We start from the raw sequence: 12692 nt of genomic DNA, 5'->3' as shown, positions 1-12692 counted from the left end.
GAATGGGGATGGCGCCCGCCAGGCAACAGGCACGCACTGGCAAAACAGTTGTTCCCCCACGGCAAGGATCACCCGGTACGAGGGCTCATCCACGCATGGCGTGGATCTACTCCACCCTTGGCTCGATCTTTACCGCACCGTGTGCCACGCGGTCATAGCAGGTGCGCACCACATCTTCCCCGTACTTCAACTCCAGCCGGCGCACGATGAAGTGACCACGCGCCATGTCCTGGTAGTAGTCGGTGAACATGGTATTCAGCGTTGCACCGGCGGCAGCACCGACGATCGGCACCGCCTGTGCGGCGAATTTCTCGGTGACCACCACGCCGAAGCGCGCTGCCACCTTTTCCACCATCTTCGCCAGCAGCTTTCCAGCTTCCTTCGGTGCCACGCCCAGGGTCAGGTCGCGGCCGGTCACCACACGCCCAGCCAGTTCGGCCGAAAGATGCCGCATCACGTCGGTGGTGAAGCCGCGGGCCAGGTAGTAGCCGGTCTCGCTGGCGTCATCGCGTGGCGAGTTGCCGCCCAGCGCGAACACCTCCAGGCACGCCTGGCGGGTGCTGAAGTCGGACAGGTCAAACCCCTCGCTGCGGGCGACGTCGGCCACCGCACGCATCATGATCGTGGTCGACACCGGCAACTCGATGAGCAAGGCGGCAAAGCCGAAGGCGCCGCCGACCGCACCGGAGGTGGCTGCCGCCAGTTTGTGCCAGCGGGTCGACGCTCCCTTGCCGGGCGAGTTGTCCATGCTCCACAGGGCTGCCTGCGCCGACTTGGACAGCGCCGCCTGCACCGCACCGTGGATGCGGTTGGAGACCGAGCTGGGCAGCGCCTTCACCGCGAACTCCAGCGGCGTACCGACCAGGTTGGCCATGCGCGCGGTCAGGGTCGGCGCTTCCAGCAGGGCCACCGCGCGCTGCAGGTCGGACCAGTCGCGGGCGTCATGGGCGATGTCGCGGGGGAGCAGGATCGGCTCGTTCATGGCGCCGATCTTAGCGCCCGGAAGTTGAACGCTTCGTCGCGGGTCACGCCAGAAGGGGCGGATCCGGCGCCTTGCCGGCCAGCGGCCGGCACTACCCGTGGGCGTGTCACCCGACGGCGTCGTTCAGGCAGCCGGCAGGCCCGACAGCGCGCCCATGAACTGGCGGTAGTGACGCAGCTCGGCGATTGAATCGTGTACATCGCTCAGCGCGGTATGGTTGCTGTTCTTGCCGACGCCGGCGGCCACGCTCGGCGCCCAGCGCTTGGCCAATTCCTTCACCGTGGACACGTCCAGGTTGCGGTAGTGGAAGTACTTCTCCAGCCTCGGCATCTGGCGGTGCAGGAAGCGGCGATCCTGGCAGATCGAGTTGCCGCACATGGGCGAAAGGCCGGCCGGGATCCACTGCGCCAGGAAGTTCACCGTCTGCGCCTCGGCCTGGCCCAGCGTGGTGGTGCTGTCCAGCACGCGCTGCCACAGGCCGGAACGACGGTGCTGGTTGCGGTTCCACTCATCCATCGCTTCCAGCGTTTCCAGCGGGTGGTGGATGGCGAATTCCGGACCCTCGGCCAGCACGTTCAGCTGGGCATCGGTGACCACGGTGGCGATCTCGATGATCGAATCGTTGTCGGTATCCAACCCGGTCATTTCCAGGTCGATCCAGATCAGTCGCTCGTTGGCCGCGCCGTTGTCCGCCATGTGTCGCCTCGTTGCTGGGCAGGCGCGCGGCCTACCGGTGAAGGAAAGAGGCGCCCATCATACCCGTTCGCCCCTCAGCCCTCGCCGGCGTGGTCTTCCAGCAGCAGCGGCGGCTTGCCACGTTTGGCGCGGAAATAATTGGTCAGGCGTGTACTGGCTTCCTTGGCCAGCACCCCGCCGTGAATCTCGACGCGATGGTTGTGGCGGGCGTCGCCAATGAGGTCGAACACGCTGCCGCAGGCGCCCGTCTTGGGGTCACTGGCGCCGTAGACCAGACGGGCGACGCGTGCGTGCACGATCGCCATCGCGCACATCGCGCACGGCTCCAGGGTCACATACAGCGTGCTGCCGAGCAGGCGGTGGTTCGTCAGCAGCTTTCCGCCGGCCCGCATCGCCACGATCTCGGCGTGCGCGCTGGGGTCGTGCGAGGCGATGTTGAGGTTCCAGCCCTCCCCCAGCAGCTGGCCATCGGCACCCACCAGCACGGCTCCGACCGGAATTTCGTCGAACTCGCGCTGCGCGCGCTCGGCCAGCGCCAGCGCGTGGCGCATCCAGTGTTCATCGGTGTCGTGCACCGGCACGCCCAGGGCGTCGGTCATGGCGGTTCTCGCGTGTGTGCAGGGCCAGGATGGCCGCCGGGGCCGCATTGTACGCCCGCGGCCGTGCAGGCGGCGCGGGTATAGGCGATGCAATTGCGCGCGACAGGCGGTCCAAGCAGCGAGCGCGCTGAAGCCAGGCTGCAGGCCTCATACTGAGCCCTTCCGCAAGCACCTTGGTGAACCCATGACCACCCTCCGTCCCTCGCGCGCCGATGACGGCGCCGCCCTCGTCGACCTCTGGCGCCGTGCCGTCGACGCCACCCACGACTTCCTCAGCGCCGAAGACCGCCAGGCCATCGATGCCGAAGTGGCCGGTTTCCTGCCGCAGGCGCCGATGACCGTTGCTGTCGATGCACAGGATCGGCCGCTGGGCTTCATGCTGATCGACGGCACGCACATGGAAGCGCTGTTCATCGATCCCGACGTACGTGGCACCGGGATCGGCCGGCAACTGCTGCAACATGCACTTGCCCAGCATCCGCAGCTGAGCACTGACGTCAACGAACAGAACGCACAGGCCGTCGGCTTCTACCTGCGCATGGGCTTCGTCGAAAGCGGCCGCTCACCGCTCGATTCGCAAGGCCGTCCGTATCCGCTCATCCATCTTCGGCATAACGGCTGACATCCGTCGGCAGCGGCCACGTGCTAGCGTGGCTGCTTTCGACCAAGGAACGCCGTGCATGGATGGTGCAAAAGCCCTGCTGACCCTGTTTGCGCTGGGCATCAGCCTGGTCTGGATCCTGGTGCCGTTCGCCATCTTCGCCGTGCGCAACCTGCTGCGTGAGGTACTGGTCGAGCAGCGCCGTACCAACGAACTGCTTGAACACATCGGCGGCTACCGCATTCCGAAGCCGCAACCCGAACCGACCGTCTGGCGGGCGCCCTGAGCCGGAACGTGCCAGGCCCGGATCAGGCCGTCGCCTCGAACGCCGGAGAGTACTGCACCTCGCCCTGTGCCAGCGGAGGCTGCAGGCAAAGTGCCTGGAAGTACTCTGCGGGCACACCCGGCAGGACCAGGCCCGGCTCGGCACGGAAGCCGAAGCGACCGTAATAGGCCGGCTCGCCCAGCAATACACAGCCATGTGCACCCTGCTGACGCAGTGCTTCAAGTGCGGCGTGCATCAGGGCCGCACCGATGCCCTGCCCCTGCCACGCGGGTAAAACCGAGATCGGCCCCAGGCCGAACCAGCCCGTGCTGCCATCGCTGATCGTCACCGGCGACACCGCCACATGACCGATCACCTTCCCGTCCATCTCGGCCGCCAGCGAAACGCTCAGCTGCCCGCGGGCGCGCAGGGCGTCGACGATGAACTGCTCGGTATGGCTGCTGTGCGCAGCATCCCGGAATGCGGCCTCGGTGAGCGCACGGAGGGTGGCATGATCATCAATGGCTTCGGCACGGATGGTGTAGTTCATGGCGTAATGTTCGCTTGCGTGAGCATTGGGTGAATTTGCGACCTTTGTCACAAATTAGCGGCGAAATGTCGAGCGCGAGGCGCAATCGCCCCGCGAACCTCGAATCGCCCGTGCCGCAATCGATTCGGCGACACCACCGAACGCTGAATGCGTCAAAATTCCGTCGCAGACGCCCTGCCGTCGCTGGCGTCAGGTTTCCAGAACACTCCATAATCGATAAACCTGTCACCAGGGAAGGATATATGGACACGGACGCACGATGCAGGATGCCGCCATGGATGTAACCATGCAGACACGCAAGGGACGCCATCTGGTACCGATGGGCCTCTTGCTGGCACTGACGGCCTGCTCGCCCTACGCGGACGCAGAGCGTGACGTTGCCGCAGGTGGACGCGGCCTGGCCAAGCTCAACCCGTCACCGCAGCAGGTCTACGAGCTGGTACTGACACTGAAGGATGCCCCTGGTCCCTTCGCGGTCGTCGAGGTCGTTGCCCAGTACGACGTCAGCAACCACAAGGACTGCGGCCGGGTCCTGAGGGCGACCGGTACCGCCAGCCGTGTTACCAGCCAGGAGCTCGTCACGCTGCGCAAGGTCGGTGAGAGCGAGTACCGCGGCACGTTCTACCTCGACCGCATGCAGGACGAGGATTACTACGGGCGTGGTGTCTGCCATTGGGCGCTGACGGGAGTCGGTGCGATGTTGCGCGCTACGACCGGCGAGGCGGATACGCGATTCCTGACGTTCGTCGACAAGGAGCGCATGGAGAGCGACTCACCTCTTACGCTTTATTACCCAAACCTTATCTATCCGCGCGCCGCCACTGTCGCCAACTTTGGCGCCAGTGGCCAAGAAGATCCGTCGGGGTACAGCGAAGATCTGCGCAACGCGCTGTTCTCAACCACCACCACTGTGCAGAAACTCGCGCCATGAGCTGCCAGTTCAACCATCCCTACCCCCAAGGAGGCCGACATTGCGCCACAAGATGATCCCGTGCCTTGCTCTGCTTCTATTGACCGCCTGCAATCCGGAGACCGCCATGAACCAGGAACGTGCCGCTGCTGAAGCCGATGTCGCCCAGGGTGGGCGTGGCCTCGCCAAGCTCAACCCCAGCCCGCGCAAGGCCTATGAACTGGTGCTGCGCCTGAAGGACGCCCCCGGCGATTTTGCGGTGGTCGAAGGCGTCGCACAGTACGACGTCACCAACGAAGACCAGTGCGGTCACATCGAGCCGGCCACCGGCACGGCCGCACGCATCACCAGCCAGGAGCCGGTGGAGCTGCGCAAGGTCGCCGATGGCGAGTATCGGGGCACGCTCTATGTGGACCGCATGCTGGATGAAGACTACTACGGCCGCGGCGTGTGCCACTGGGAGTTCACTGGTGCTGGGGCGATGTTGAAGGCGACGGGCGCTGAAGGCGAGACGCGCTTCCTGTCATTTATTGAAGCCTCGGCCCTTATCGAAGGCCAAGTCGAGACCCGCCACTATCCGCGTGCCGACTATCCCCGAGTCAGCGAGATTCCGGACTACGGTGCAAGTGGCCAAAAGGATCCGACAAAGTTCCGCCCTGAACTGCGGAATGCGCTGTTCTCCGCTTCGCTTGAAGCCAGCGAGGTCCGCCAATGAGCCTCAACAGCCAAGACTACGCTGCGCTATCCGAAGATGCATACAAGGATTACGCGGTCGGTCGTCGAGCACCGGGTCAAGAAGAAATCGTTCCGATCAACGGGCACAAGTACAAGATCCTCGAGCACGTTGATAATCGGCTGAACGGTTATCAAGGAACGATCTACCAGCGAGTCGACACCAATGAAATTGTCGTCGCACATCGCGGAACCGAACAAATCGCACGCGATGCGATTCTGACCGATGGTGGCATGGTCGTTGCCCGTACCAATGTGCAGGCGCCGGACGCAATCGCGCTGACCCAACGCGCCCTCGCTTACGCCAAGAAGGAGGGGCAGGATCTCGGACAACGTCCGCCAGAGGTCACCGTCACCGGTCACTCCCTCGGCGGCGCTCTGGCCCAGATCACCTCGCACCACTTCAACGTCAAGGGCGAGACCTTCAACGCCTATGGCGCGGTCAGCCTCAGCTACCGCATCCCGGAAGGTGGCAACACCATGATCAACCATGTCATGGCCTCCGATCCGGTCAGCGCGGCGTCGCCGCACTTCGGCCAGGTGCGCATCTACGCCAGGCCGAATGAAATCAGCACGCTCGCCGCGAACGGTTTCAGCAATCACTCGTTGCGCGCCCTTATCCCCGACCGGCCGATCATCGCCGCAGGCAGCTCGTTCGGCGCGCACAAGCTGGGCAACTTCCTCGGTGACGGCTCGGTGCTGCAGCACCCGGAAACGCAGAAGCTGGCAAAAGACAACGCCAGGATGATCGAGGAGTACCGCGACGACGTTGAATCACTGCGCCGTGGTGTCACCCGCGCGGCGCGGGGCATTCCAGGCGGCGCCGTCGACCTGTACGACCACATCCGCGGCCCGCTGCAGCCCGGTGAGCCGGCACGCCGCGAAGCGGAGAAGAACGGCCATCACACCAGCATGCTGCGAATGGACGATGCCAACCATGTGGGCAACCCACTGTTCAACGACGCGATCCGTGGCGTGCACGCGCAGGATGTCCGCGTCGGCCGGGTACCAGACGTGATGAGCACGCAACTGGCAGGCAGTCTGGCCGCCGAAATGCACGCAGCAGGCGGCAAGCGCATCGACGAAGTGGTCATGAATGCCGATGCCTCGCGCAGCTTCGCCGTGCAGGGCCAGGGCGGTGACCCCGCCCACCTTCGTGTGTCGGTGGATACGGCAGTGGCGATGAACACCCCGCTGGAACAGAGCAGCCAGCGCATCGACCAGCAGGCCGCCGACCAGCGCGTTGCGCTGGAGCGCGACCAGCAGCTGGAACAGCAGCGGAACCAGACCCGCAGCCTGCAGGCCTGATGCAGCGCGGGAGCCGGTCAGCCCGGCTCCCGCATCACTTCGAAACTCCGGCTCAGGGGCTGGACGCTGCCATTGGCACGGATGCTCCGGCCGTCACGAACGGATCCGGGCCCGAATCCGGGAATCCACCGCAGGCGCGATCGCCGGGAGCCACCGGATCACAGGGCCACTGCGCGCGTGCGACCTTCTCGCGCAGCTCGAAGCGATCGCCGGTCCAGACCACGAACGCGATGTGCTCGCGGTTCCAGTCGCTGTAGGCGCGCGGACCGCCCTTCTGCGCCGTTTCCGGGTATTGCACGAACCAGCGCATCGCCGGGCCGTACTGCAACTTGCTGTGGTCCAGATTGAGCCGGCCCTCACGGGACAGCTGTCGCGCACGGTCGGCGTCCGTCACCGGCGGCGTGGCCGGCAACGCATCGGCGGTCACATCCCTCGGCGCCGCGTCCCCGCGGACTTGGTACACACGCTGGGCCACATGAGCCTCGCGGCATTCACCCGCTGGCACGCGGACCGGCTCCGCGCCGTACTCATCGCGGTTGGCGACCTGGTCGCTGCAGGTGAACGGTGCTGACACCAGATAGAACGTGCTGTCGGCGTCGCGCCCTTCCAGCGAACGCACCCAGATGTCGCCCATCCGAACGATGAAGTCCGGGCGTTGGCCATAGCCCGGCACAGCCTTGAACCAGGCCTTCTGCCGCACCTCGCGCTCGCGCCAGCTGCGCGGCAGGTGGATGTCCTGCACGGGCAGCGCGACCAGCAACGCGGCCAGATGCGCCGGCATGGTGCCCTGGCAGGCGCCAATCAGCAGGTCGCCCTGGGTCGCCAGCCGCCCGGCCAGATCCACCGGGCAGCGGGCACCGAGCGCCCGCTCGGTCGCCTGCTCTGGCGGCAACGGCACGATGGCCAATGCGGGCGGAGCGGGGGCTACCGCGGGAACGGTTGGCTCGACGGAGGCGGGCGGTGCAGCCACAGGTGCCGCCGCTGCGGGCGCAACGGGCGCCGGCGCCGGATCCGCAGTCGGCGCCGGCTGCGCGTCCACCACAGGGGTCGCAGGGGGTGTCACGGCAGCCGACACCTCGGGCGTCGGCGCCACGACAACGGCGTCGGCCGCCGCGCGCGCGGCAACGGGCGCCGCCTCTGCAGGCGCCTCAACGGTAGCCTCGGCAGCGGGGGGCGTCTCCACCACAGATGCCGCTACCTCCTGAGCCTGTGCCGCCCCCGCGACAAGTCCAAGTGACAACAGCCAGACCGACGGCAGGCAGCGCACGGATGCAGTGCAGCGGGCAGCGGCGTGCCGGGTATTCGAGGGAACGATTCGCATGTGGTGTCCTTACGAGTGGGTTTCCATGTCGGCGCCACAGGGCGCCACGCGTCGTACGTAAAGCGCCTGCGGGCACTCTGCCCGCCGGCATCAGGTGCTACAGGGATCGAGAGCGCTGCTCCTGCTCGCGGGCGAGCGCGGCCGCGGGGTCCTGCTGGGCGACACTGGCGGCCAACTGCTGGCTGCTCTGCGCCAGCGGCTGCTGCGCCGCCTGTTCGCGCTCGACCGAAGCGCGCAGCATGGCCGGGTCACCCAGCGCGCCCTGCACGGCAAACAACGTGCGGCCGTCGTTGCCAGCCAGGAGATGATCGATGCGCGACATCCCCGCCTTCTGCGCGCTCAGCGCCAGTGCGCCGGCAGCATTGTCCAGTTCCTGCACGCTGCGCAGACCGCTTTGCGGCCCCATCTGCTGCAGGTGCTGGCGCGCTCCCGAGAACAGCGTGTATCCCGGCTCGCCCGGTTGCGACATGTCGCGTCCCGTTGCCTGCTGGGCCGGCGCCCCGACTTCGCCCCGCTCCAGCCGCGCCATCACATCTGGCGTCAGCTTCTGCTGCCACACCTCGAATCGCTGCTGGCGGGCCTCGATGCCGTTCAGGCCACCATTGATCGCGCGCGTCGCTTCGCGCACGTCCTCGCGCGCCGCTTCCGGCACCCGCGTCTGCCACTGCCACACGGCAATGCGGCCTGCGTGCTCGGGCTGCGCGGCCAGTTCCGGGTGATTCACCAGGTCCAGATCCAGCGCTTTGCCGGCACGCTCGTAATTCTCCTTGCCGACCAACGGCAGATAGCCGCGGCCGTGGTACTTCAATGCGTCGCCGGGCACATCATTGCCCATGCGTCCGCCGTACATCAGCTCAGCCAGGTTTTCCGGGCGGCCACGCAGCGCTTCCTGGCGGGCGCTCTCCAACGCAGCCTTGCCATTGCGCCACGCAGCTTCCACCGGGATCTGCGAGATGCCCCGGGTGAAGTTGAAACTCTCGTTGAGACGGCTCAAGCCACGGGACTCGTGCCCGGCCTGCGCCATGAAGTTGGCCAGTTCCCGGGACGAGGTCATGCCGGCCTCTGTGGCCTGCCGCAACAGCTGCGACTCCCTATCCTGCGACACGGTGAAACTCCTGCTCGATCATCGTTGGATACTCCCGCCTCCTCACCGGCATGGCACTCAGGGCAAGCTGACGTCGGCGACGACGGACGGATCGAAATCCTCGAACCGCACCCGGCCAAGTTCGGCGGCCGAGAAGTCACGCGTATGGGTGGCCTCGGTCTCGGTGTCCACCACCCTGCGCTGCACGCCATGCACCCAGCACGCCTGCTCGGCAGGTGCATACCGGAACGTGTAGACGCTGCTCCAGCGTTCGCGGCTGCCGCCGTTGGTGATCACGCTGAACGCGCCGTCTTCAATCGTCACGTAGGCGAAGGGGTCACCGGCCATGCCACCGCGCGTTGAGCACGGCACCAGCTTGTCGTTGCGTGCCGCCAGCTGCCAGCGGCCCGTGGCATCGCCCAGCAGCAACAGCAGGACCCGGTTCGGTCCGTGCTCGCCGGGCAACAAGCCCTCCGGAGGAGGTTGGTCGATCACCAGCAGTTGGTCCTGGAAACCATTGCCGGTCAGATCACCGCGCACGGCTTCCAGCAGGTTCGCGCCGGACGGAACGAACGCCAAGGCATTGTCCATGTGTACGCCACTCCCCTTCTCCATCCCCTGCAACTCCTTCAATCCCGTCCTGCCAGTTCCCGAGCGGAGGCCGGAAACGGGGCGATGCCTCGCACGTGCCCTGCGGCCGCCATGGCGGATGATAGCCCCGAGCCCACGGCAACCGCGATGGTGGCAAGCGTCACCCGCATCGCGGGGGGACACAGTCCTCATGGACGGAAAAGCTCCTGCGTTCGATGGCACCGGCGCGCCGGGATTTTGACGCGCACGCAGCTTACTTCGAGGAGGCGGGGCTCGTCGAAGGGGGCTTGGGATGAAAAGCGCACTTGATCACATAAAAAGCGGGGTTAACGTGAATGGATGCCTACCCGCCCTGGCGTCGGGCACCGCGCTGGAGTGTGCCCGGGCGTTCACGACAGCCACATGGCTGCGGATATGCCATGGGGACGCCTCAGCGCTATCTGGAAGAATCTGGCTGCCAATGTGAGACGCATCAGCAAAAGTGTCGTGGGGATCAGGCCCATGCCGCCCCGCTGCGCCAACTGTGCGGGCATGCGATTGCTAAAGGCAACGGCCAGAGAATGCTTGTTCACCAGCGCTATTGTGCTAAGCGAAGTCGACGCCAAAATTACCATGCCCCAGACTGGGGCATCCCCCATGCAACTGCATTCAAGTGACTAGTGACGACACCCAGCATTACCACCTTGATCAGCAGTTCCGGCTTGCCCATAAATGAGATGGCCTGCTCTTCAGCAGGCCATGCCCATCATGCAAAGGCCGATTCATAATCCCGCCTATGACTCAACTGGCATAGATCAGAAAGATTCAAATATTGGCTCAGCACAATCCGTGTACAACACCTTGCATTGCCCACCACCGTTCTTCGCACAGTAGGAGAGAACCCGACTGGTCGCGTCCTCTCTTGAGCCGGCGACTGAAATGGAAACTATCCCCTTACTGCCCGGCTCAGGGTCAGCATATGCGACGCACTGGTTCTTGTAAGTTGTATCGATCTTGCAGTCTTTCGCCCCGTGTGTCGCGCACCGAGCAAGCGCTTCTGAGACGGCTTCTCGCTTGGAGCGCCTTCCAACTGAAGCCCCCATATCGCCCGTGCTTGCCGCCCCCGCAATTGCACCCCAAGTCTTGATCCAACGCCCAGTAGCAATAGGACTGCTCTGCACGCCTTCAGCACCGGAGCCCGGAATAGGTGCGCATCCACCTACTCCTTGACCACCGACCGGGTACTGCCCTGGCGGACAACGCCCTTCCGCTTTCGCCTCACCCGTCATAAAAAAACATAGGAGCAAGCCGGCAGGAATGAAGGGCAATATGTATTTCACACTTTTACTCCGTTATGTATGGCGGCTATTGATTGCCGGGATGTGCAGCTCTGAGGCCGGTTTCGGCAACCCTGGTGGAATCTGACGACGGAAGAGTTGAACGTGCAGTCGCATGACGATCAAGCGCACCACTGTCTTGGCCAGAATGCCCCTTCTCCGGAGCGGCCGGCGTGTAATAGCTACCCGGCGGCTGCCCACTCGGGCCCGGCGCCTGAGCCACCGGGCTACCACCTATCTGCGAATATGCCATGAAGCTACCCAAGGTGCCTTGGAAGAACATGGCCGCCATTGGCAACAGTCAGAATCGTGTTCGCCAGGATCAAGCCCATGCCGCGCTACTGCGCCGTGAGCGTCACCCGCAATACTCGCCCTCAGAGCCGTCAACGACGAAAAAGTTCCTGCGTCTGAGGGGCTGATGCGTCAACATTTTTGACGCGAACGCACCCTACTTCGAGGAGGGATTGCTCGCCTAACGGAACTTGGATTGAGAGGCGCTCTTGATTGAAAAAAGCGCAATCACCATGAGTGGCTACCTACGTGACTCAAGCGCCAAGCAGCAGTCTCACCTAGAGACAGATGCCACTAATCTGCCAGAATACGATAGACGCTGGACGTCGGATGTATCAACGCAGCTCCATCGAGCAATCAGAATTCTTGGAAGATCGGCTCACTGCAATCGGTGTACTTGATCGTGCACTGCCCACCGCCGTGAGCAGCACAGTACTTCAGAACCTCAGTGGAAGCAGCCTCTCTCGTTGGGCCGCCGGCCATTGAAATCAAGCCTTTAGAGCCCGGAGCCGGATCCGCGTAAGCGACGCACTGGTTCTTATACGTTATCCCTACAGTGCAATCCTTCGCACCATATGTCGCACACCGGGACTGAGCCTCAGCGACAGCCTCGGCCTTTGATCTCTTTCCAACCGAAGCTCCCACATCACCGGTCGCAACAGAACGGGATATGGCTCCCCAGGTTTTGATCCACTTACCTATCGCACGCGGCCCGGAACTCCCCTCACCCTGAGAGGCTGGAATCGGGGCACAGCCACCCGCACCCTGCCCGCCAATCGGATACTGACCTGGCGGGCAGCGCCCCTCCCCATAAGCAACTAGTGGGGCAAGAATCAGGAGAATCAGCAATAGAAAATTATTCATTCTCATAAGAAGCGACTCGACAGCAGATCAAGAATTTTTGCCAACTTGCGGCGACGCATCAAGTTAACGATTCACCCCGCGAAGGCCCGTGTCGTGAATCGTCGGCGCTGAGTTCTGTGGCAAGGCCATGCGAGCTGTCCCGGAAGCCGCGTCCTGACCCGCCGTCGGAGCCTCAGTACTGCTAGAAGGCTTCGGCGGAGCGTAATAGCTCCCTGCCGGCTGGCCATTCGGACCAGGCGCCTGAGCCACCGGGCTGCCACCTATCTGCGAATATGCCATGAAGCTACCCAAGGTGCCCTGGAAGAACATGGCCGCCATTGGGGGCGCAGTCAGAATCAACGTCGTCAGGATCAAGCCCATGCCGCCCTGCTGCATCGCCTGGCTGTCATGCCGTCGCTGGAGGCGCCTTCGAGTAGGAACTTGTTGACCAAGGCGGTGGATCAGAACGCGGTCGAGACACGGATCACCATGTCCAGCGCGATCGATACCATCGCTGCCAGTACCGCCATCGAGAACATCGTGCCGATGCCGTAGAACAGCCATCGCTGGAACAGCTGCTTGGTCTGGTCGAACAGCAGACAC

At 64.4% G+C, this 12692-nt stretch carries 14 protein-coding genes and 2 pseudogenes; 5 read left to right on the top strand and 11 right to left on the bottom strand.

The window, feature by feature from the left end:
- Positions 1 to 106: 106 nt before the first annotated feature.
- The 3 genes from R5H29_RS04040 to tadA all read right to left on the bottom strand — a co-directional run bounded on the left by R5H29_RS04040 (position 107) and on the right by tadA (position 2277).
- The gene (locus tag R5H29_RS04040) at positions 107 to 982 is read right to left on the bottom strand and encodes an EcsC family protein (protein WP_164145241.1); all 876 of its coding nucleotides are present in this window, start codon (positions 980 to 982) and stop codon (positions 107 to 109) included.
- 123 nt (positions 983 to 1105) lie between these two features.
- On the bottom strand, positions 1106 to 1678 hold the full coding sequence (gene orn, locus R5H29_RS04035) for an oligoribonuclease (RefSeq protein WP_053462697.1): 573 nt from the start codon (positions 1676 to 1678) through the stop codon (positions 1106 to 1108).
- A gap of 74 nt (positions 1679 to 1752) precedes the next feature.
- Entirely contained in the window at positions 1753 to 2277 is a 525-nt protein-coding gene (gene tadA, locus R5H29_RS04030; RefSeq protein WP_329848334.1) for a tRNA adenosine(34) deaminase TadA, read from the bottom strand.
- Positions 2278 to 2461: 184 nt separating this feature from the next.
- Between tadA and R5H29_RS04025 the strand changes: the two genes are divergently transcribed.
- Together R5H29_RS04025 and R5H29_RS04020 are read left to right on the top strand one after the other, a co-directional pair.
- Positions 2462 to 2899, top strand: a complete 438-nt coding sequence (locus tag R5H29_RS04025) for an acetyltransferase (protein WP_010484891.1) — start codon at positions 2462 to 2464, stop codon at positions 2897 to 2899.
- 58 nt (positions 2900 to 2957) lie between these two features.
- The gene (locus tag R5H29_RS04020) at positions 2958 to 3164 is read left to right on the top strand and encodes a hypothetical protein (RefSeq protein WP_005410107.1); all 207 of its coding nucleotides are present in this window, start codon (positions 2958 to 2960) and stop codon (positions 3162 to 3164) included.
- 22 nt (positions 3165 to 3186) lie between these two features.
- Here R5H29_RS04020 and R5H29_RS04015 read toward each other — a convergent pair whose 3' ends face one another.
- Entirely contained in the window at positions 3187 to 3693 is a 507-nt protein-coding gene (locus R5H29_RS04015; RefSeq protein ID WP_332328796.1) for an N-acetyltransferase, read from the bottom strand.
- Positions 3694 to 3967: 274 nt separating this feature from the next.
- On the opposite strand from R5H29_RS04015, the gene R5H29_RS04010 reads away from it, so the two are divergent.
- The 3 genes from R5H29_RS04010 to R5H29_RS04000 are packed head-to-tail and all read left to right on the top strand — an operon-like array spanning position 3968 to position 6643.
- Positions 3968 to 4624 (top strand): hypothetical protein, encoded by a 657-nt coding sequence (locus R5H29_RS04010; protein WP_407073520.1) that lies wholly within the window; start codon positions 3968 to 3970, stop codon positions 4622 to 4624.
- A gap of 40 nt (positions 4625 to 4664) precedes the next feature.
- Positions 4665 to 5318 carry a hypothetical protein gene (locus R5H29_RS04005; protein WP_332328794.1) on the top strand — a complete coding sequence of 218 codons (654 nt, stop codon included), beginning with the start codon at positions 4665 to 4667 and terminating at the stop codon, positions 5316 to 5318.
- Complete coding sequence (locus tag R5H29_RS04000) at positions 5315 to 6643, top strand: XVIPCD domain-containing protein (RefSeq protein WP_329847457.1); 1329 nt, start codon at positions 5315 to 5317, stop codon at positions 6641 to 6643. The genes R5H29_RS04005 and R5H29_RS04000 overlap by 4 nt, the downstream gene beginning before the upstream one ends.
- A gap of 52 nt (positions 6644 to 6695) precedes the next feature.
- Here R5H29_RS04000 and R5H29_RS03995 read toward each other — a convergent pair whose 3' ends face one another.
- The 7 genes and pseudogenes from R5H29_RS03995 to R5H29_RS03965 all read right to left on the bottom strand — a co-directional run.
- The gene (locus R5H29_RS03995; RefSeq protein WP_407073519.1) at positions 6696 to 7964 is read right to left on the bottom strand and encodes a hypothetical protein; all 1269 of its coding nucleotides are present in this window, start codon (positions 7962 to 7964) and stop codon (positions 6696 to 6698) included.
- A gap of 97 nt (positions 7965 to 8061) precedes the next feature.
- Positions 8062 to 9069 carry an XVIPCD domain-containing protein gene (locus tag R5H29_RS03990; RefSeq protein ID WP_332328792.1) on the bottom strand — a complete coding sequence of 336 codons (1008 nt, stop codon included), beginning with the start codon at positions 9067 to 9069 and terminating at the stop codon, positions 8062 to 8064.
- Positions 9070 to 9126: 57 nt separating this feature from the next.
- Positions 9127 to 9663: a hypothetical protein gene (locus R5H29_RS03985; protein WP_332328791.1), complete on the bottom strand. Its 537-nt coding sequence runs from the start codon at positions 9661 to 9663 to the stop codon at positions 9127 to 9129.
- A 770-nt stretch (positions 9664 to 10433) separates the two neighbouring features.
- Entirely contained in the window at positions 10434 to 10907 is a 474-nt protein-coding gene (locus R5H29_RS03980) for a DUF4189 domain-containing protein (protein ID WP_155030449.1), read from the bottom strand.
- Between the two features lie 192 nt (positions 10908 to 11099).
- Positions 11100 to 11290 (bottom strand): annotated as a pseudogene (locus R5H29_RS03975) (type VI secretion protein); the annotation flags it as partial.
- A gap of 313 nt (positions 11291 to 11603) precedes the next feature.
- Positions 11604 to 12110, bottom strand: coding sequence for a DUF4189 domain-containing protein (locus R5H29_RS03970; protein ID WP_229301627.1), 507 nt, complete (start codon positions 12108 to 12110; stop codon positions 11604 to 11606).
- Positions 12111 to 12173: 63 nt separating this feature from the next.
- A pseudogene (locus R5H29_RS03965) lies at positions 12174 to 12692 on the bottom strand (type IV secretion system protein); the annotation flags it as partial.

The organism is Stenotrophomonas sp. A3_2, from assembly GCF_036624925.1.
GTDB lineage: Bacteria > Pseudomonadota > Gammaproteobacteria > Xanthomonadales > Xanthomonadaceae > Stenotrophomonas > Stenotrophomonas hibiscicola.
This window is presented reverse-complemented; position numbering and strand designations above follow the sequence as displayed.

Excerpts from the sequence above, each read along its gene's own strand:
- R5H29_RS04040 (WP_164145241.1), bottom strand. The coding sequence starts at position 982 with ATGAACGAGCCGATCCTGCTCCCCCGCGACATCGCCCATGACGCCCGC.
- orn (WP_053462697.1), bottom strand. The coding sequence starts at position 1,678 with ATGGCGGACAACGGCGCGGCCAACGAGCGACTGATCTGGATCGACCTG.
- tadA (WP_329848334.1), bottom strand. The coding sequence starts at position 2,277 with ATGACCGACGCCCTGGGCGTGCCGGTGCACGACACCGATGAACACTGG.
- R5H29_RS04025 (WP_010484891.1), top strand. The coding sequence starts at position 2,462 with ATGACCACCCTCCGTCCCTCGCGCGCCGATGACGGCGCCGCCCTCGTC.
- R5H29_RS04020 (WP_005410107.1), top strand. The coding sequence starts at position 2,958 with ATGGATGGTGCAAAAGCCCTGCTGACCCTGTTTGCGCTGGGCATCAGC.
- R5H29_RS04015 (WP_332328796.1), bottom strand. The coding sequence starts at position 3,693 with ATGAACTACACCATCCGTGCCGAAGCCATTGATGATCATGCCACCCTC.
- R5H29_RS04010 (WP_407073520.1), top strand. The coding sequence starts at position 3,968 with ATGGATGTAACCATGCAGACACGCAAGGGACGCCATCTGGTACCGATG.
- R5H29_RS04000 (WP_329847457.1), top strand. The coding sequence starts at position 5,315 with ATGAGCCTCAACAGCCAAGACTACGCTGCGCTATCCGAAGATGCATAC.
- R5H29_RS03995 (WP_407073519.1), bottom strand. The coding sequence starts at position 7,964 with ATGCGAATCGTTCCCTCGAATACCCGGCACGCCGCTGCCCGCTGCACT.
- R5H29_RS03985 (WP_332328791.1), bottom strand. The coding sequence starts at position 9,663 with ATGGAGAAGGGGAGTGGCGTACACATGGACAATGCCTTGGCGTTCGTT.
- R5H29_RS03980 (WP_155030449.1), bottom strand. The coding sequence starts at position 10,907 with ATGACGGGTGAGGCGAAAGCGGAAGGGCGTTGTCCGCCAGGGCAGTAC.
- R5H29_RS03970 (WP_229301627.1), bottom strand. The coding sequence starts at position 12,110 with ATGAATAATTTTCTATTGCTGATTCTCCTGATTCTTGCCCCACTAGTT.